This is a genomic window from Comamonas sp. Tr-654, assembly GCF_011752915.1.
GTDB lineage: Bacteria > Pseudomonadota > Gammaproteobacteria > Burkholderiales > Burkholderiaceae_C > Comamonas.
Window position 1 is genome coordinate 13,368 of record NZ_VWWQ01000005.1, and the last position, 17,053, is coordinate 30,420.

Below are 17,053 nucleotides of genomic sequence, written 5' to 3' on the forward strand. Positions count from 1 at the left end.
TGATGTCAGCTGGCCGAAGCCGGAATCGGAGCCAGACCGGAATCCACGTCGGCATTCTGCGCGCGGTGGCGCAGCGCATGGTCCATCACCACCAGCGCCAGCAGCGCCTCGGCAATCGGCGCGGCACGAATGCCCACGCAAGGATCGTGGCGCCCCTTGGTGATGACTTCGGTGCTCTGGCCGTGCACGTCGATGGATTCACGCGGCGTGATGATGGAGCTCGTGGGCTTGATGCCGATGCGCACTTCCAGATCCTGGCCAGTGCTGATGCCGCCCACGATGCCACCCGCGTTATTGCTGCGGAAACCCTCGGGGCTCAGCGAATCGCCGTGCGTGGTGCCGCGCTGGACCACGCTGTCGAAGCCTGCGCCGATCTCCACGGCCTTGACCGCATTCAGGCCCATCATGGCGTAGGCAATGTCGGCGTCCAGGCGGTCATACAGAGGCTGGCCCAGGCCGACCGGCATATTGCTGGCGTTCACACGCAGCGCCGCGCCGCAGGAATCGCCGCTCTTGCGCAGTTGCTCCATGTACTCCTCGAAACGGCTCACATCGGCCACGGCCGCGAAGAAGGGGTTGTGAGGCACATGCTCCCAGCTCTCGAAGCCTATGGACAGCTCGCCGATCTGCGTCATGCAGGCGCGGAACTCGGTGCCGAACTTTTCCTTGAGCCATTTCTTGGCCACGGCACCCGCGGCCACGGTGGGCGCCGTCAGGCGTGCCGAGGAGCGACCGCCACCGCGCGGATCGCGGATACCGTACTTCTGGAAGTAGGCATAGTCGGCATGACCGGGGCGAAAGCTCTGCGCAATATTGGAGTAATCCTTGCTGCGCTGATCGGTGTTGCGGATCAGCAGGGCGATCGGCGTGCCCGTGGTCTTGCCCTCGTACACGCCGGAGAGAATCTCCACTGCATCGGGCTCGTTGCGCTGGGTGACGAACTTGCTGGTGCCTGGGCGGCGGCGATCCAGATCATGCTGAATATCCGCCTCGCTCAAGGCCATGCCCGGGGGGCAGCCGTCAATCACACAGCCAATGGCCGGACCGTGGGATTCACCGAAATTGGTGACCGTGAAAATTGTGCCGAAGGTATTGCCGCTCATAGACCGACAATTATGCCTGCAGCGCCTGCTCACCACCGCGGCTGACTGCTGCCGGGCGGCATGGATGCATGGTCCCAGGCCACCGGCGTGTGCGAGAACCGGGCGCTGTGACGCACAGCCTGCAACTTGCCAAAGCCGCTGTCCAATGTCTGCAAATAGGGCACGATATCAGGCTTGGCCTCTGTCCAGGCATGGTCCGCTACCTGCACCCGCCCCAATCTACGCAACCAGTGCGCCACACCGGCCAGGGTGACACGCACACGCCAGCTCCCCCCCTGCTGGGCCTGACGAAGCAAGGCGGTCTCTATGCCAAAGGCCAGCCAGAACCCTGCACCATAGTCCAGCACCTGCATGGGCAGCGCGCGGGGCTGAGCCGAGCCATGCGCAGCGGCCTCATCCTCGTTGATGCCGCTGGCGGTCTGCACCAGAGAATCGAAACCGCGCCGCCCGGCCCATGGCCCCTCCCATCCATAGGCGCAGAGTTCGGCCACCACCAAGCCAGGCCGCATCTGCAGCAGCTGCTCCGTGCCAAAGCCCTTGGCCTGCAAAGCTCCAGGGCGGTAGGCCTGCATGAAGACATGGGCGCCCCCTACCAGCATGCTCAGGGCATCGTGTCCTGCGACCTCATTCATATCCGCATGTGTGGACCGCTTGCCCCGGCTGGTATCGGCAATCGCATCGATATTGGGCAAATGCGGGCTGTTGACCAGCATCACATCCGCGCCATAGGCGGCCAAAGTACGCCCTGCAACCGGCCCGGCCAGAATGCGCGTGAGATCCAGCACCCGCAGCCCCGCCAGCGGCCGCTGCCCGTTCTGCAGTCCCGGCCAGGGCAAGGCTGGAGCATCGCCCACTCGCTCTATCTGCACCAGCGCAGCCCCGGCAACCCCATCCTCCTGGCCCGATGACTGCCACTGGGCATGGCTGCGCGATGCGGCCACCGGCAAGCCACGGACGGCTGCCTGTGTCTCGAAGTCCTGCGCACGCCAATAAGCCAGCGCCTGAGCCACGGCCTCGCGTGGAGTGGCTGCGCCCTCGGGCAGACCCAGCAAGGCCAGCGCCCCGTCGCGGTGATGATCGAAATTGGCATGAATACGAACCCAGCCTGGTTCGCCCACCGCCTGGCCGCAGGCATACAGACCAGAGACTGGCGCCCATTGGTCAGGCCTTCGTCCATCCAGGGTGAAATAGCCGCTGGACTCGAATGCCGCATGCTGGGCATCCACCGTCACCATTTGCACAGGGCGAAGGGGCTGACGCAGATGCTCTATCTGCGTGGCCGCCAGCGCTGCGGCTGCCACGCTGGCCTGCACTGCATCCACCACGGCAAAGCTGCTGACAAAGCCACGGGCCGTGCCCGTCAGCCGCAGCTGCGATAAGGCCGGTGCTGGCAGACCGGCCAATTCCCATTGCTGCTGCAGCGCGGCACGAGCCCCCTGCGCGGACGCTGCAGAAGAAGAAAAGCAAAGACTGGCTGTAGACATCGAAACTCCTGGCAAGTGCCGTAAACCCATGTCTTGCATTGCACGCGCCATGATCCATAGCCGTCAATCTTGATTGGGCCAATCGACTGCGGACAGCACACACTCGCCATCAACCAATCTGCAGGCGCTACGATGCAGTGCCATCACCCTTCATCCTGCCCATGTCCGCTGAAATGCCCTCCTCCTCCCCATGGCTGCAGGCGGCAGAAGCTGCTGCCATGCTGGGGGTGCAGCGCGCCAGCCTCTACAGCTATGTCAGCCGCGGCCTGTTGAAGGCTCAACGACTGGTCGGCAGGCGCGGCACCGTCTACCTGCTGTCTGATGTACAGCGCCTCGTGCGCCAGCGGCAGGCCGTGCGCAACCCCGCACAACTGGCGCAATCCACCCTGGACTGGGGTCAGGCCGTGCTGGACTCGGCCATCACCCTGGTGCGCGACGGACAGCTTTACTACCGCGGCCACAGTGCCGTGCAACTGGCACAGAGCGCCACTTTGGAAGAAACCGCAATGCTGCTGTGGCAGCAAAGCAGCGCAGACCCCGCCGGAGTCGATAAGGCACCGACAAGGCAGGGTGCTCGTCACATGCCCCTTAGCGCGGCACAGGCGCTGGCCACATGGTTTGGCATGGCAACGGTGCCGCCGAATCATCTGGCGCTGCTGCACTGCATGGGAGATGTGTTGCTGGGTCTGCCGCCACCAGCCAACGCATCCAGTTCAAAGCCCTCTGCGCAAGCTGTGACGCTTGTGCCACTGCATCAGCGCCTGGCCGCCAGCTGGCAGATCGATGCAGATGCTGACGCCAACGTGCTGCGTAGCGCCCTGGTACTGTGCGCCGACCATGAGCTCAACGCATCCAGTTTTGCGGCTCGCGTGGTTGCGTCCACCGGCGCCAGCCTGCATGCCTGCGTCGGAGCAGGGCTGGCCGCATTGTCCGGTCCACTGCATGGCGGCATGACCCAGCACATCAGTGCTCATTGGGATGAATGGCATGACAGACCGCCCAAGGCACCACTGGCAGCCTCCCTGCTGGCCTTGCTGGAAGCCACGCAGACCGGTCAGACACCGCACTACTTGGCAGGATTTGGCCACCCGCTCTACCCTTCAGGCGACCCGCGCAGCGCCTGCCTGCTGGCCCTGCTGCCATTTGACTCCCAGCGCGAAAACCTGATTGACCAGGTCCATGCGACCACTGGACTGCACCCAAGTCTGGACTACAGCCTGGTGGCCATTGAACGCGCCCTGCGCCTACCGCCAGGTGCGGCCTTTGTGCTGTTTGCCCTGGGCCGCACCGTGGGCTGGATTGCCCATGCGCTGGAGCAGCAGGCTACGGGCCAGTTGATACGCCCGCGCGCGCAATACACCGGCGCCCAACCCGCTACAGACATGGAGGCAGCGTCCACACAACTCGGCCGCATCATCCGCTTCTAGCCGGTATACCGGGCCGCAAAAAACGGCCCGAAGGCCGCCTGACTCAGATGCAGAACTGCTGCGCAGTCATTACTCCGCGCCCTGGCGCTCGCCTTCGGGCCAGTCGCGGATATAGGCCTTGAGCATGCGGTTCTCGAAGTTCTGGCTGTCCACCACGGCCTTGGCCACGTCGTACAGCGAGATCACGCCCATCAGCATGCGCTTGTCCATCACCGGCATGTAGCGCGCATGGCGATCCAGCATCATGCGGCGCACCTCGTCCATATCGGTTTCCATGGTGCAGGTCATGGGCGCATCGTCCATGGCGCCGCGCACGGAGATGTTCTCCACGCCGCCGGTCTTCACAAAGCCCTGGATCACTTCGCGGAAGGTGAGCATGCCCACCACATCGCCGTGATCCATCACGACCAGCGAGCCGATGTCCTTCTCCGACATCACCTGCACCGCCGCGGCCAGGCTTTCGTCGGGCGACACCGTGTACAGGGTATTGCCTTTGACGCGCAGGATGTCACTAACTTTCATTGCTGTTCTCCGAAGTCTGTTTGGCACGCTGTGGCAGCTTTTGTCCTGCATGTGTCAGCACATGCGGCATCGCTTTGCACAGAATGCAGGTGCGTGCACAAATATAGCCCACAATGGCTTGCATTGAGAAAAACTAAAACAATGACGAAACATATGAATTTCTACATATTTAATCGTCTATTCGACCAAATTGATATTTTATTGCGTGATCAATCACACATTGCGTCAATCAATACCAGCCATGGAGACACAACATGCCCGGTTACTCTGACCCCGGCTTCGACACCCTGAGCCTGCATGCAGGCGCCCAACCCGACCCCGCCACTGGCGCACGCGCCGTGCCCATCCATCTGACGACATCCTTCGTCTTCGAATCCAGCGACCACGCGGCCAGCCTGTTCAATCTTGAGCGCCCCGGCCATGTCTACAGCCGCATCTCCAACCCCACCAATGCGGTGCTTGAGCAACGCGTCTCGGCCCTGGAAGGCGGCGTGGGCGCGATTGCCGTGGCCAGCGGCCAGGCGGCGCTGCACCTGTCCATTGCCACGCTGATGGGCGCGGGCAGCCATATCGTGGCCAGCACGGCCCTGTATGGCGGCTCGCAAAACCTGCTGCACTACACGCTGGCGCGCTTCGGCATAGAGACCACCTTCGTCAAGCCAGGCGACATCGATGGCTGGAAGGCTGCGGTGCGCCCCAACACCAAGCTGTTCTTCGGCGAAACCGTGGGCAACCCCGGACTCGATGTACTGGACATTCCCGCGGTCAGCCAGATCGCCCACGAAGCCGGCGTGCCGCTGCTGGTGGACTCGACCCTGACCTCGCCCTGGCTGATCAAGCCTTTCGAGCATGGCGCTGACATCGTCTACCACTCGGCCACCAAGTTCCTGTCCGGCCACGGCACGGTGATCGGCGGCATCGTCGTCGATGGCGGCAGTTTCGACTGGGAAAAATCGGGGTGCTTTCCCGAGCTGACCCAGCCCTATGACGGCTTTCACAACATGGTATTCAGCGAGGAGTCCACCACCGGTGCCTTCTTGCTGCGCGCCCGCCGTGAAGGCCTGCGTGACTTCGGCGCCTGCATGAGCCCGCACAGTGCCTGGCTGATCCTGCAAGGCATCGAAACCCTGCCGCTGCGCATGGAGCGCCATATGCGCAACACCGAAAAAGTGGTGCAGTTCCTAGCCAGCCACCCTCTGGTCAGTCGCGTGGGCCACCCCATGCTGGAGACCCACCCCTCGCACGTTCTGGCCAGGAAGCTGCTGCCGCGCGGCGCCGGCTCGGTGTTCAGCTTTGACATTGCGGGCAACCGCAACCAGGGCAAGAAGTTCATCGAAACGCTGAAGGTCTTCAGCCATCTGGCCAATGTGGGCGACTGCCGATCGCTGGTGATCCATCCCGCCAGCACCACGCATTTCCGCATGAGCGACGAAGCGCTGGCCCAGGCCGGAATAGGCCAGGGAACGATCCGGCTGTCGATCGGTCTGGAAGACGCCGACGACCTGATCGACGACCTCAAGCGTGCGCTCAAGGCGGCCGAGAAAGCCGTCTGATGCAGGTTCGAGCCTTCACGCCGGCAGACACCGAGGCCGTCGTCCAGCTATGGCAGGACTGCGAGCTGACCCGCCCCTGGAACGATCCGCACAAGGACATTACGCGCAAGCTCAGCGTCTCGCCCGATCTGTTCTGGATAGGCTGCGATGCGGATGGCCGGATCATCGCCAGCATCATGGTCGGCTATGACGGCCACCGCGGCTGGATCAACTACCTGGCCGTGCACCCTGCGCATCAGCGCCGGGGCCATGCACGACTGCTGATGCAGCGCGCCGAGCAAGTGCTGAGCGAGCTGGGCTGCCCCAAGCTCAACCTGCAGGTGCGTGCGGGCAATGAAGCGGTGCTCGCCTTCTACGAAAGACTGGGCTATGCCGACGACCGGACGTTGAGCCTGGGCAAGCGGCTGATTCCCGATCTTTGAGCCGCTTGCATCGCCTATTTATATAAAAAACAGCCTCTAGCGCTTACCCATACTGCGGAGACAGCTATGTTTTTAGAAGTCAACAAGGCCAATATCTACGCCTACACCGGTGGCAAGGCCTTCGATGCGGCCAAGCCCACGGCCATTTTCATCCACGGCGTGCTCTGCGATCACAGCGTCTGGGCACTGCAAAGCCGCTACATGGCCAATCACGGCTGGAACGTCCTGGCCATCGATTTGCCCGGCCATTGCAAAAGCGGCGGCCAGGCCCCGCAAACTGTCGAAGAGGCCGCAAGCTTCATTGGCGCCCTGATGGATGCGGCCGGATTGCGCAGCGCTGCCCTGATAGGCCATAGCTGGGGTAGCCTGATTGCCATGGAGACTGCGGCCAGGCTGCGGGAGCGCATCAGCCATCTGGTGCTGGTGGGCACGGCCTTTCCCATGAAGGTCTCCCCTGCGCTGCTGGAGTCGGCGCTGAATACGCCCGAGAAAGCCATACAGATGGTCAACACCTTCTCGCGCGCCACGCTGGCACCGCCCAATGGTGCAGGCAGCTGGGTATTTGGCGCCGGCATGGCACTGGGCCGCCGCGTGCTGGCCAGCAACACGGGCACGAATCTGCTGCATGCTGGCTTCAAGGCCTGCGACAGCTATGCAGGTGGCGAAGCCGCGATGACCCAGGTCAGCTGCCCGCTTCTGTTTGTGCTGGGCGAGCAAGACCAGATGACACCGCCCAAGGCAGCCAAGGGACTGATCGACGCAGCCAAGGGCGCAGACAAGACCACCAAGGTTCAGATCATCCCCAACGGCCACAACCAGATGACGGAGTCACCAGACGCGACGCTGTTTGCGATTCGGGATTTTCTGGCTGCGTAGGCCATTAAGCTTGGGCCATGAGCCAAACCTTCCAGCACCACGGCCAACTGGCTGACGCCTGCGCCGAATGGGCCAAGATTTCACTGAATGGTCTGCAGCCCCGGCGCAATCTCCATCTGAGCGACAAAAAAGCCGACTGGAAGGAGGCACTGAGCGCGCTCAAGCGCTTTGCCGGCAGCGACAGCTATAAAGCACCCCAGGATTTCAAGGCACATGCCGCGCTGGAAAACTACTGGAAATGGAAGGAAGTGGGCGAGCAAGCGCGCTGGCTGCTGATCTACGGCATTGATCTGGGCCTGAGCGGTGATGTTCTGCGCCCCATCTACCAGGAAGTGGCCGCGCTGTGGATTGATGCTGCCTCGGTGGCCGGGCATGCGCGCGCCAGCATGGCGCAGGAAGCCGGCGCGGACTATGGCGTAGCTGCGCCCATCAACACGCGCACTGACGAGTACGCTATTGCCGTGACCCTGCTGTCACTGGCCACACTGCTGGATGCACAGGACGACGTGCCGGCGCTTGATGAGCATGTGCTGGCCTTCGATACCGACCAGTTGCTGGATTACCTGTGCGCAGGCGGCCTGCAGTTGCAGCAGGTCAGCGACGAGCTTTTCCACAAGCGCCCTTACGGCGCCATGAAGCCTTTTTTCGAACAGCTCGAAGCCCTGCCTGACCCACTGCTGCCCTATCTGCAAACCCAGTACCAGGAGTTCCACAAGCTCTCGCCCAAGCAGCAGAAAAAAGGCGGTCCATGGCTGGGCACGGGCTACTGGGCACTCGAGGTCGCCGCCCTGGCCGTGCTCTACGGCTGGGATGACAGTGCCCTGCGCGCCAGTCCCCACTACCCGGCCGATCTGGTCGACCACGCCCTCGGGCGGCTGGATCAAGCAGAGTCAGGCGATTCTTGACAGGAAAGCCGCGATGCGGCCGCTGATGCGATCGGGCAACTCGCGGTGCGGCACATGGCCACCGCCGGCAATGATTTCCGCTTCGCAAGGGCCTTGCGCCCAGGTGCAGATGTTCTCGGGATGCACCAGGGAGCCGAATTCATCGAGCTCGCCATGGATCGCCAGCACCGGGCAATGCACCTGCTTCAAGGCCGCATCCAGCCGGTAATGCGCAAAAGGCGGGCTCAGCCAAGTGTCCACCCAGGCCGACAGCACCCAGGCCGCCTTGTCGCCATGGTAGCGAGCGAGCCGCTCCAGCTGGCCGGGCTGGGCAAAGTTGTCGCGCGCCGCACTGATGCCCTGCAGCGTGCGGTCTTCGACAAAGCTCTGCGCCGACTCGGTAATCAGCGCCTGGCATTGCCGTCCATACGCAGCTGCCACCATGGCCGCCATGCCGCCGCCCACGCTGTGTCCCAGCATCACGAAATTGCCCAGGCCCAGCTCCCGGTGAAGCGGCGCGAAACCGGCCTCGACCTCGCTTTCCACAAAACTGGGTTCCAGCCGATGCGGATTGGGGTCCGAATGGCCGAAGCCCAGGCGGTCATAGGCAATGACCTCGCGCCCTGTGGCCGCAGCCAGCTGGGCGGGAAACTCGCGCCACAGATCGACACTGCCCAGCGAGTCGTGCATCAGCACCAGCGGCGCCTTGGCTGCCCCGCCCCGCGCATGCCAGCGCTTGACATGCAACTGCCCGTCGGGCGTCTGAACACGGGTTTCACTGGAGCTGATCACAACGGGCGGCATGGTGTCGTCAAACATGGGCAGTGTCTGGGTTGAAGGGCGAGGGACGGTGCTGCCACCTTAGCAAGAGTGCGCGGACAGAAGCTGAACCGGTGGCGAGAGTGGCCGCAAAAATGGCGAATCTGGCCGATTTTGCGCAGTCTTGCCGTATGCAGCCTGTCGTTCAGGTGACGAAGCGCGCTTGCGGGGACCTGGCAGCACTCGCTAACCCGCTGGCCCGCCCGGGCGGTCGGCAGTATAAAAACAGCATCCACTTCACCGGGGTTCGCCATGTCACAGACCACGACCTCAGAACCGGACGGCGCTGTCAAAGCCAGTGTCGATCCGCGCCAGTTCAGGAGCTTTGCCGAGTTCTACCCCTTCTACCTGGGCGAGCACAGCAACACCACCTGCAGACGGCTGCACTTCATAGGCACCAGCCTGTCGCTGGTGTTTTTGCTGGCGCTGTTCCTGACGGGCGACTGGTGGTATTTGCTCGCAGGCCTGATCTGCGGCTATGCCTTTGCCTGGGTGGGGCATTTCGGCTTTGAGAAAAACAAGCCCGCCAGTTTCAAGCGCCCGCTCTACAGCTTTCTGGGCGACTGGATGATGTGGCGCGACATCCTGCTGGGCCGCATCAAGATCTAGCGCACCGTCCCAGGCCCAGGCACGCCTGTTGGTCTCATTGATGGGCAGCCAATCGCTGCCATAGGCTCATGTGCCGCCTGCCTTCGACGGCCCGGCCGCGCGCTTCGATATTCATAGATATCCGTTTTCAGCCATCAAACTCTATGAATATTTCCGCCAGGAACGGCAATCAACTCCGCCACGGTCATGGCATCGAGCTGGGCGCGCTGCCACAGCGGCCGCACCGCCTCGGACGGCTCAAGCAACAGGCTCTGCACCAGAGGCTCTACCCGCGTGGCCTGCGGATCGACCAGCAACACATAGCGCGGCTCGGTGCTCTCCAGCGATACATAGGCATCGGGCGGCTGTACAGCCCCCACCCAGTCCAGCTTGGCCAGCGCCTGCAGCACAGGCTGAATCTGGGAGGCTTCCACGCGCAGGCGCCGCGACAGCTGGTGCACATACAGACCCTTGTGCGGCAGCTCGCGCTCCTTGGCCAGACATTGCAGCACCTCGACGGCCAGCTCGAACTGCCAGCCGCGGTGCCCCGTCATGCGCTCCACACCGGTGAGCACAGTGGGCAGATAGGCCGTGACCAGAGCCCCCAGCAGCACAATGCTCCAGGCCACATACATCCAGATCAGCAGGATCGGCAGCGTGGCAAACGCCCCGTAGATCACCGAGTAGGTCGGCACGGATGACAGATAGAGGCCCAGCACCTTTTTGGCTACCTCCATGAACACAGCCACAAACACTCCCCCTACCAGCGCATGGCGCCAGCGCACCGGTGTGTTGGGCACATAGTGGTAGAGCCCGGCCATGCCGGCAGCGAGCACCACGAACTCTATGGAATCAAAGACAAAGCGCAGGCTGCCAGGCAACGCATTGACCAGCCCCTTGGATGCCGACATCACATAGGACGACAGCACCAGGCTCAGGCCCAGCAGCAGCGGCCCCAGCGTGATGGCGGCCCAGTAAATCAGTACCCGCTGGCCCAGCGGCCTGAGCTGGCGCACGCGCCAGATGTTGTTGAGCGTGCGATCGATGGTCAGGATCAGCGCAATCGCCGTGACCATCAGGATGGAGAAACCGACCAGGCCCAGCTGGCTGGCCTTGGAAGCGAACTGGGTGAGATAGCCCAGCACCTGGCGCGCAATGGTCTCGGGAATCAGGCTGTCCATCAGCCAGCGCTCCAGCACCTTCTGCGCCTTGCCAAAGATCGGGAAGGCGGTGAACAAGGCCAGCGCCACGGTAAAGAACGGCACCAGCGCCAGCAGCGAGGTAAAGGTCAGGCTGCTGGCAGTCACGCCCAGCCGGTCTTCCTTGAAGCGTGCCAGCAGCACCTGGGCCGTGTTGTGCCAGGGGAAGGTACGCAGGCGCTGCTGCGCCCGGCGGCTTCTGCGGCGCAGCGCAGCCTTGAGCTCCTGCTGGCTGGGCATCTGAGGCTTGGGGATGCGCCCGGCCAGATCCTTGCAGCTAGCCGCCAGCGCCCTGGCCTTGTCGAGGCTGCTGCGCGGGCTCTCGGCAACGCGCTCCGGGCGCGGGTCAGGACTGTCGATCACTCCTGAAACGAAAGCATGCACCGCTTTCTGCTCCTGGGCTGGCGTCGCATTCGGCGTGGAATAGCTGGTCCAGCCCTGAGCTGCCGTGCTGAATGCTGCTGCAGGTGATACGGCAGGGGCTGGAACTGGCTCGGGCGGGCCCATGCTGCGGCCAGGCTCGCCCATGGGCTCGAACACCGGCTCCAGCGGAGTGCCCGGACCATCGAGGCTGGGCTCCTGACGCTGGTCGAGCGGCACTGCTCCCGCTGCCTGCGCTGCTGCAGGCACGTCCGTCGAAGGCGGCTGCGCCGGCCTGTCCCTATCCTCTGCCGGCCTGGCTTGCTGCGCCTTGCCTTCCAGTGCGGCCCAGAAGCCAGCACGCTCGTTTTTCTTCATGAGGGCACTCCTTTACGAACGCAAAAGGAGGGCGGGTGCTGCGCAACATCAAGCGCAGAACGCAAAACAAAACGACCGGATTCAAACAGGGCTGGCATGACCGATATGATGCCACTGCTATGACCGACGCCCTCTCGCCCCAAGCCGCCGAAAACACTTCTTCACCAATCCAGCAGCCAGGCTCCGATGTGGCCGCCACGCGCTGGTTGGCCGTGGGCAGTCTGCTTGCACTGATGCTGCTGTGCGTAGTCTGGGAGCTGTGGCTGGCCCCGCTGCGCGAAGGCGGCACCTGGCTGTTTCTCAAAGCCCTGCCGCTGGCCTTTGCCGTGATCGGCCTGCTCAAGCGCCGCATGTACACCTATCGCTGGCTCAGCCTGCTGGTGTGGCTCTACTTCACCGAGGGCGTGGTGCGGGCCTGGAGCGATGCCGCGCCCAGCCGCTGGCTGGCGCTGGCAGAGGTGGCGCTGTGCGTGCTGCTCTTCATCGCCTGCGCAGCCCATGTGCGCCTGCGCCAGCGTGCCGCCAGGGCGGCCCGGCTCAATCAGGCGTGATGCCTTCGAACTGCGCCAGCGTCTGCACCTGCGCCGCCAGCGCATCGAACAGCAGCTGCGCGGCCGGCGACAGCGCGCGGCGCGGGCGCTGAATCAGCAGAGTACGGCGCAGGATGCGCGGCTCGTCCAGCAGGCGAAAGCCCAGATTGCCCTGCAGGCCCAGCGAAGGGTGACGCGCCGTCAGCGCTGGAACAATGCTGACCCCCAGACCCAGGCTCACGGCCTCAAACAATAGTTGCGGATTGGACAGGCGCAGCGGTGTCTGTAGCAGGTTCTGCGGCATGCCCGGTGCCGAAGCCAGCAGCTGGCTGATGGCGGTATCGGTGGTCAGACCCACAAAAGCCAGATCGGCCAGATCGGCCGCCGTCAGCCGCCCGGCCTGCAGCAGAGGCTCATCGAGCTTGGCCACCAGCCCCATGGCATCGCTTATCAGCGGCTGGGTCAGCAAATCGCCGCCTGCAGGATGCGCCGCACCCACGCCGAAATCCACGCTGCCCGCCTGCACGCGCTGGGCAATGCCTTCGGCGCTGTCCTCGATCAGATCCACCTCGATGCCCGGATGCCGGGCCCGCAAGGCCGGCAGCACCGGCAGCAGCAACACCGACAGCACCGACGGTGCGGCAGCAATCCGCACCTTGCCGCGGCGCAGAGCGGCCAGATCGCCCAGGTTCTGAAAGCCCTGCTCCAGCATCTCGAAGGCCTGGCGCACATCGAGCAAGAAGGCCTGGCCGGCGGCCGTCAGCCCCACGGTGCGCGTGGTGCGGTCAAACAGCCGCAGGCCCAGGGCATCCTCCAGCTGCCGGATGGATTCGGACAGGGCCGACTGCGTCAGGCACAGCTCGCGGGCCGCTGGGGCAAATGCGCCCTGGCGCGCCACCTCGTCAAAGGCGCGCAGCTGGCGCAGGCTGATATTGTTCGGAAAAACCGGCATAACCAAGCAATTTATTTCGATTGTCCCGTAGTCTGCCATGCTCTACGCTTGCGGCTTCATGGTTTTCCGGCTGCGCCCCCGTGCTTGGCTTAGGATTTCCGTCTGTTTTCCCTCTCTGCCGCCCATGCTGCGGCCTGCTTGCCATGACTTCCACCGCTTTGCTTGAATCCCTGCGCCAGATTGTGGGCGCCACCCATGTGCTGACCGACGGCGATCTGACCGCCTACGAGCAGGACTGGCGCAAGCGCGTACACGGCAAGTCCCTGGCCGTGGTGCGCCCCGGCAGCACGGCCGAAGTGGCCGGCGTGGTCAAGGCCTGTGCCGCAGCCGGCGTGCAGATCGTGCCCCAGGGCGGCAATACCGGGCTTTCCGTAGGCTCCACCCCCGACGACAGCGGCCAGCAGGTCGTGCTCAGCCTGACGCGCCTGAACGCCGTGCGCCACATCGACAAGGACAATCTGACCTTCACCGTCGAAGCCGGCTGCATTCTGCAGAACCTGCAGGATCTGGCTGACCAGCAGGGCCTGCTGTTCCCGCTGTCGCTGGCCGCCGAAGGCAGCTGCACGATTGGCGGCAATCTGGGCACCAACGCCGGCGGCACGCAGGTGGTGCGCTATGGCAATACCCGCGACCTGTGCCTGGGCCTGGAAGTGGTGACGCCCCAGGGCGAGATCTGGGACGGCCTCAAGGGCCTGCGCAAGGACAACACCGGCTACGACCTGCGCGATCTGTTCATCGGCAGCGAAGGCACGCTGGGCATCATCACCGCCGCCACCATGAAGCTGTTCCCGCAGCCGGCCGCCCAGCTCACGGCCTTTGCCGCCGTGCCCTCCATGGAAGCCGCCGTGCGCCTGCTGGGCCTGGCGCACCAGCATCTGGGTGCAGGGCTGACGGGCTTTGAAGTCATGGGCCAGTTTGCGCTGAGCCTGGTCGTCAAGCACATGCCGCAGCTGCGCGTGCCGTTTGCCGACATGGGCGACGAAGCACCCTACTGCGTGCTGCTGGAGAACAGCGACAGCGAGTCCGAACAGCATGCACGCCTGCGCTTCGAGCACCTGCTGGAGCTGGCCTTTGAAGACGGCTGCGTGGTCAACGCCGTGGTGGCGGAGAACCTGACCCAGGCCCATGACCTGTGGCATATCCGCGAGAGCATTCCCCTGGCCCAGGCCGAAGAAGGCCTGAACATCAAGCACGACATCTCGGTCGCCGCCTCGCGCATTCCCGCCTTTGTCGAGCATGCCGACGCCGTGCTCAAGCGCGAGATTCCCGGCGTGCGGCTGGTCAACTTCGGCCATCTGGGCGACGGCAATCTGCACTACAACGTGCAGGTGCCCGAAGGCGAGGACGGCAAGGCCTTTCTGCGCGACAAGGAGGCCCTGGTCAACCACCTGGTCTACGAGGCCGTGGATGCCTTCGGCGGCTCGTTCTCGGCCGAGCACGGCGTGGGCGCGCTCAAGACGGACAAGCTCGAAAAATACCAGTCTCCCGTTGCACTGCAGATGATGCGCGCCATCAAGCAGGCACTGGACCCGCAGGGCATCATGAACCCCGGCGTGGTGCTGACACGCGGCTGATCCCGCCGCCGATAAAAAAACCCTGCCATGATCGGCAGGGCCTTTTTTCTGACCACAGCCAGGGCTTCATTGGGTGGCCACGATATTGCGCAGCATGCTCTGCACCGCACTGGGCCAGGGAATGTCTGCGCCGTCCACATCGGTGTATACGGTCTGCCTGCCCTCGCTGAGCAGCCAGACGCGAAGGCCGTTGCGCACCGGGTCGATCACCACGGCGGCCATTTCCTCACCGCCCTGATGCTGGCGGTTGCCCATCACGTACAGCAGACCAGCGGAAGGCTCCAGCGGACCCAGCGTCTGCAGGTTCCTGAGCAGCGTTTCGTACTGATGGCCCATCAGCGTCTTCAGCCGCTCGGCCAGCACGCCGTCCTGCACATAGTCCACGCCATCCCAACGATACTTGCCCTGCATTGGTTTGAGGCTGTCCAGACTCTTCTCGCCTTCCTTGACCACATGGGGTACCCGCACTTCCTGCAGGGAGGTCGCTGCCGCCTCCTCGATCTGTGCCGTGGCAGCAGGCTCCTGTGCCTGGGGCAAGGCATCGGGTGGGGCAGTGGCCGGTGCCGGGGCATCCGCAGAGGCCATAGCGGGAGACGAGGTCTTGGCCTTGTCGCAGGCGACCAGCAAGGCCGCAACAGCCAGCGCAACCGCCGCGGTGCTCACAAAATTGCGTGACATGAGCTCACTCTCCTTGTTTCAGCTCGGTTGTTTTCCTTGCCATTGTGAAGCCAGCGACTGCTGCCTTGGGACAGACAGGACCGCAGGCCGGGTCATTGACAGCCGCCAAGCCGGCACACTCTCGCCCATGGCACACTCGGGCTATCGCGGCCCCTGCGGGCCCACCCTCTTCAAGAGCAGCGGCACCTTGTGTACGCTGACGGCACAGCCAGTCTTTGCAAGTCTTTGACCGCTTTTTGCACCATGAACTCCAACACCTGCACCCTGCGCCCCGTGCGCTGCCAGTACGAAACCTTCATGCGCCATGTGTACGAGCATGGCGCATCCAAGACCGACCGCACGGGTACGGGCACGCGCAGCGTGTTCGGCTACCAGATGCGCTTCAACCTCAACGAAGGCTTCCCCCTGGTCACGACCAAGAAGGTGCACCTGAAGTCCATCATCCTGGAGCTGCTGTGGTTTCTGCGCGGCGACAGCAATGTGAAATGGCTGCAGGAGCGCGGCTGCACCATCTGGGACGAATGGGCCGACAAGGAAACCGGCGACCTGGGCCCGGTCTACGGCGTGCAATGGCGCAGCTGGCCCAAGGCCGACGGCACGCATGTCGACCAGATTGCCGAAGTCGTCAAGCAGCTCCAGAGCAATCCCGACAGCCGCCGTATCATCGTCAGCGCCTGGAACGTGGCCGAGCTGGACCAGATGGCCCTCATGCCCTGCCACTCCTTCTTCCAGTTCTATGTGGCCGACGGCAAACTCAGCTGCCAGCTCTACCAACGCAGCGCCGACATCTTCCTTGGCGTGCCCTTCAACATCGCCAGCTACGCGCTGCTGACCCATATGCTGGCCCAGCAATGCGGCCTGGAAGTGGGCGACTTCATCTGGACCGGCGGCGACTGCCACATCTACAACAACCACTTCGAGCAGGTGCAGACCCAGCTGTCGCGACAGCCCTTCGCCTATCCGACGCTGAACATCAAGCGCAAGCCTGACTCCATCTTCGGCTACGAGTACGAAGACTTCGAAGTGCTGGACTACCAGCACCATGCCGGCATCAAGGCGCCCGTGGCGGTCTAAGCTCCCGCTCTTCGAATCACTATAAAAATCAAAGCTGCTATCGCTTGATTGAAAACGGTTTCAAGTATTTTCATACCTGAAATCCATAAATGACAAGCGCCAGCAGCTTCTTTATTGATAGCTATGGCCATTCAACTCATCTACGCCCGCGCAGCCAATGGCGTCATCGGCAAGGACAACACCATGCCCTGGCACCTGCCCGAGGACATGGCGCATTTCAAGGAGCTGACCCGGGGCTGCGCCGTCATCATGGGCCGCAAGACCTGGGACTCGCTGCCTGCGCGCTTCCGTCCGCTGCCGGGCCGCAGCAATATCGTCGTCACCCGCCAGGCCGACTGGCAGGCTGAGCCGGCATCCGACCAAGTCCTGCGAGCCGCCAGCCTGCCCGAAGCGCTGGAGCTGGGCCGCAAGCTCTCGCAGGACGTCTGGGTCATAGGCGGCGCGCAGATCTATACCCAGGCCCTGCCCCTGGCCGATGCCGTGGAAGTGACCGAAATCGGCCGCGACTTCGAAGGCGATGCCTTTGCCCCGGAACTGGGCGAGCAATGGCAGGCCGTGAGCCGCAGCGAGCATGTCTCCGCCAATGGGCTGCCCTACAGTTTTGTGCGTTTCGAGCGCCGGGGCTGACCC

The 17,053-nt window shown here is 63.7% G+C and carries 18 protein-coding genes; 10 read left to right on the forward strand and 8 right to left on the reverse strand.

Annotation, left to right across the window (positions count from 1 at the left end):
* Positions 1–5 precede the first annotated feature (5 nt).
* Together aroC and F3J24_RS15760 are read right to left on the reverse strand one after the other, a co-directional pair.
* A complete protein-coding gene (aroC, locus tag F3J24_RS15755) occupies positions 6–1,103 on the reverse strand; it encodes a chorismate synthase (protein WP_167008278.1) in 1,098 nt (365 codons plus the stop codon).
* Positions 1,104–1,132: 29 nt separating this feature from the next.
* On the reverse strand, positions 1,133–2,587 hold the full coding sequence (locus F3J24_RS15760; protein ID WP_167008281.1) for a CoA transferase: 1,455 nt from the start codon (positions 2,585–2,587) through the stop codon (positions 1,133–1,135).
* 161 nt (positions 2,588–2,748) lie between these two features.
* On the opposite strand from F3J24_RS15760, the gene F3J24_RS15765 reads away from it, so the two are divergent.
* On the forward strand, positions 2,749–4,014 hold the full coding sequence (locus F3J24_RS15765) for a citrate synthase family protein (RefSeq protein ID WP_240154343.1): 1,266 nt from the start codon (positions 2,749–2,751) through the stop codon (positions 4,012–4,014).
* Between the two features lie 69 nt (positions 4,015–4,083).
* On the opposite strand, the gene F3J24_RS15770 is transcribed toward F3J24_RS15765, so the two are convergent.
* A complete protein-coding gene (locus tag F3J24_RS15770; protein WP_003053381.1) occupies positions 4,084–4,536 on the reverse strand; it encodes a CBS domain-containing protein in 453 nt (150 codons plus the stop codon).
* Positions 4,537–4,790: 254 nt separating this feature from the next.
* On the opposite strand from F3J24_RS15770, the gene F3J24_RS15775 reads away from it, so the two are divergent.
* The 4 genes from F3J24_RS15775 to F3J24_RS15790 all read left to right on the forward strand — a co-directional run bounded on the left by F3J24_RS15775 (position 4,791) and on the right by F3J24_RS15790 (position 8,292).
* On the forward strand, positions 4,791–6,089 hold the full coding sequence (locus F3J24_RS15775) for an O-acetylhomoserine aminocarboxypropyltransferase (protein ID WP_167008284.1): 1,299 nt from the start codon (positions 4,791–4,793) through the stop codon (positions 6,087–6,089).
* Positions 6,089–6,511, forward strand: a complete 423-nt coding sequence (locus F3J24_RS15780) for a GNAT family acetyltransferase (RefSeq protein ID WP_167008287.1) — start codon at positions 6,089–6,091, stop codon at positions 6,509–6,511. Before F3J24_RS15775 ends, F3J24_RS15780 begins: the two co-directional genes overlap by 1 nt.
* A gap of 66 nt (positions 6,512–6,577) precedes the next feature.
* Positions 6,578–7,387 carry an alpha/beta fold hydrolase gene (locus F3J24_RS15785; protein WP_167008290.1) on the forward strand — a complete coding sequence of 270 codons (810 nt, stop codon included), beginning with the start codon at positions 6,578–6,580 and terminating at the stop codon, positions 7,385–7,387.
* A 17-nt stretch (positions 7,388–7,404) separates the two neighbouring features.
* Positions 7,405–8,292 (forward strand): PoNe immunity protein domain-containing protein, encoded by an 888-nt coding sequence (locus F3J24_RS15790; protein ID WP_167008293.1) that lies wholly within the window; start codon positions 7,405–7,407, stop codon positions 8,290–8,292.
* Here the strand turns inward: F3J24_RS15790 and F3J24_RS15795 are convergent.
* Positions 8,278–9,090: an alpha/beta fold hydrolase gene (locus F3J24_RS15795; RefSeq protein WP_167008296.1), complete on the reverse strand. Its 813-nt coding sequence runs from the start codon at positions 9,088–9,090 to the stop codon at positions 8,278–8,280. The genes F3J24_RS15790 and F3J24_RS15795 overlap by 15 nt on opposite strands.
* Positions 9,091–9,342: 252 nt before the next feature.
* On the opposite strand from F3J24_RS15795, the gene F3J24_RS15800 reads away from it, so the two are divergent.
* On the forward strand, positions 9,343–9,699 hold the full coding sequence (locus F3J24_RS15800; protein ID WP_167008299.1) for a DUF962 domain-containing protein: 357 nt from the start codon (positions 9,343–9,345) through the stop codon (positions 9,697–9,699).
* Positions 9,700–9,833: 134 nt separating this feature from the next.
* On the opposite strand, the gene F3J24_RS15805 is transcribed toward F3J24_RS15800, so the two are convergent.
* Positions 9,834–11,117: a YhjD/YihY/BrkB family envelope integrity protein gene (locus F3J24_RS15805; protein WP_240154362.1), complete on the reverse strand. Its 1,284-nt coding sequence runs from the start codon at positions 11,115–11,117 to the stop codon at positions 9,834–9,836.
* 533 nt (positions 11,118–11,650) lie between these two features.
* Here F3J24_RS15805 and F3J24_RS15810 point away from each other — a divergent pair.
* On the forward strand, positions 11,651–12,166 hold the full coding sequence (locus F3J24_RS15810; RefSeq protein ID WP_167008304.1) for a DUF2069 domain-containing protein: 516 nt from the start codon (positions 11,651–11,653) through the stop codon (positions 12,164–12,166).
* Here F3J24_RS15810 and F3J24_RS15815 read toward each other — a convergent pair.
* Complete coding sequence (locus F3J24_RS15815) at positions 12,153–13,097, reverse strand: LysR family transcriptional regulator (protein ID WP_167008307.1); 945 nt, start codon at positions 13,095–13,097, stop codon at positions 12,153–12,155. The two genes, F3J24_RS15810 and F3J24_RS15815, sit on opposite strands and share 14 nt — an antisense overlap.
* Before the next feature lie 143 nt (positions 13,098–13,240).
* On the opposite strand from F3J24_RS15815, the gene F3J24_RS15820 reads away from it, so the two are divergent.
* Positions 13,241–14,671, forward strand: coding sequence for an FAD-binding oxidoreductase (locus F3J24_RS15820; RefSeq protein WP_167008310.1), 1,431 nt, complete (start codon positions 13,241–13,243; stop codon positions 14,669–14,671).
* Positions 14,672–14,737: 66 nt separating this feature from the next.
* Here F3J24_RS15820 and F3J24_RS15825 read toward each other — a convergent pair whose 3' ends face one another.
* Positions 14,738–15,349, reverse strand: a complete 612-nt coding sequence (locus F3J24_RS15825; RefSeq protein WP_167008313.1) for a hypothetical protein — start codon at positions 15,347–15,349, stop codon at positions 14,738–14,740.
* A gap of 243 nt (positions 15,350–15,592) precedes the next feature.
* On the opposite strand from F3J24_RS15825, the gene F3J24_RS15830 reads away from it, so the two are divergent.
* Positions 15,593–16,423, forward strand: coding sequence for a thymidylate synthase (locus F3J24_RS15830; RefSeq protein WP_205244812.1), 831 nt, complete (start codon positions 15,593–15,595; stop codon positions 16,421–16,423).
* Here the strand turns inward: F3J24_RS15830 and F3J24_RS25060 are convergent.
* Positions 16,420–16,554 carry a hypothetical protein gene (locus F3J24_RS25060; RefSeq protein WP_255498908.1) on the reverse strand — a complete coding sequence of 45 codons (135 nt, stop codon included), beginning with the start codon at positions 16,552–16,554 and terminating at the stop codon, positions 16,420–16,422. The two genes, F3J24_RS15830 and F3J24_RS25060, sit on opposite strands and share 4 nt — an antisense overlap.
* On the opposite strand from F3J24_RS25060, the gene F3J24_RS15835 reads away from it, so the two are divergent.
* On the forward strand, positions 16,547–17,050 hold the full coding sequence (locus F3J24_RS15835) for a dihydrofolate reductase (protein WP_167008315.1): 504 nt from the start codon (positions 16,547–16,549) through the stop codon (positions 17,048–17,050). The genes F3J24_RS25060 and F3J24_RS15835 overlap by 8 nt on opposite strands.
* Positions 17,051–17,053 lie beyond the last annotated feature (3 nt).

Bases quoted from the DNA above. Each gene is read 5' to 3' on its own strand.
- F3J24_RS15800 (WP_167008299.1), top strand. From the start codon at position 9,343: ATGTCACAGACCACGACCTCAGAACCGGACGGCGCTGTCAAAGCCAGT.
- F3J24_RS25060 (WP_255498908.1), bottom strand. From the start codon at position 16,554: ATGGCCATAGCTATCAATAAAGAAGCTGCTGGCGCTTGTCATTTATGG.
- aroC (WP_167008278.1), bottom strand. From the start codon at position 1,103: ATGAGCGGCAATACCTTCGGCACAATTTTCACGGTCACCAATTTCGGT.
- F3J24_RS15790 (WP_167008293.1), top strand. From the start codon at position 7,405: ATGAGCCAAACCTTCCAGCACCACGGCCAACTGGCTGACGCCTGCGCC.
- F3J24_RS15760 (WP_167008281.1), bottom strand. From the start codon at position 2,587: ATGTCTACAGCCAGTCTTTGCTTTTCTTCTTCTGCAGCGTCCGCGCAG.
- F3J24_RS15780 (WP_167008287.1), top strand. From the start codon at position 6,089: ATGCAGGTTCGAGCCTTCACGCCGGCAGACACCGAGGCCGTCGTCCAG.
- F3J24_RS15825 (WP_167008313.1), bottom strand. From the start codon at position 15,349: ATGTCACGCAATTTTGTGAGCACCGCGGCGGTTGCGCTGGCTGTTGCG.
- F3J24_RS15815 (WP_167008307.1), bottom strand. From the start codon at position 13,097: ATGCCGGTTTTTCCGAACAATATCAGCCTGCGCCAGCTGCGCGCCTTT.
- F3J24_RS15765 (WP_240154343.1), top strand. From the start codon at position 2,749: ATGTCCGCTGAAATGCCCTCCTCCTCCCCATGGCTGCAGGCGGCAGAA.
- F3J24_RS15775 (WP_167008284.1), top strand. From the start codon at position 4,791: ATGCCCGGTTACTCTGACCCCGGCTTCGACACCCTGAGCCTGCATGCA.
- F3J24_RS15785 (WP_167008290.1), top strand. From the start codon at position 6,578: ATGTTTTTAGAAGTCAACAAGGCCAATATCTACGCCTACACCGGTGGC.
- F3J24_RS15820 (WP_167008310.1), top strand. From the start codon at position 13,241: ATGACTTCCACCGCTTTGCTTGAATCCCTGCGCCAGATTGTGGGCGCC.
- F3J24_RS15770 (WP_003053381.1), bottom strand. From the start codon at position 4,536: ATGAAAGTTAGTGACATCCTGCGCGTCAAAGGCAATACCCTGTACACG.
- F3J24_RS15795 (WP_167008296.1), bottom strand. From the start codon at position 9,090: ATGTTTGACGACACCATGCCGCCCGTTGTGATCAGCTCCAGTGAAACC.
- F3J24_RS15835 (WP_167008315.1), top strand. From the start codon at position 16,547: ATGGCCATTCAACTCATCTACGCCCGCGCAGCCAATGGCGTCATCGGC.
- F3J24_RS15830 (WP_205244812.1), top strand. From the start codon at position 15,593: ATGAACTCCAACACCTGCACCCTGCGCCCCGTGCGCTGCCAGTACGAA.
- F3J24_RS15805 (WP_240154362.1), bottom strand. From the start codon at position 11,117: ATGCCCAGCCAGCAGGAGCTCAAGGCTGCGCTGCGCCGCAGAAGCCGC.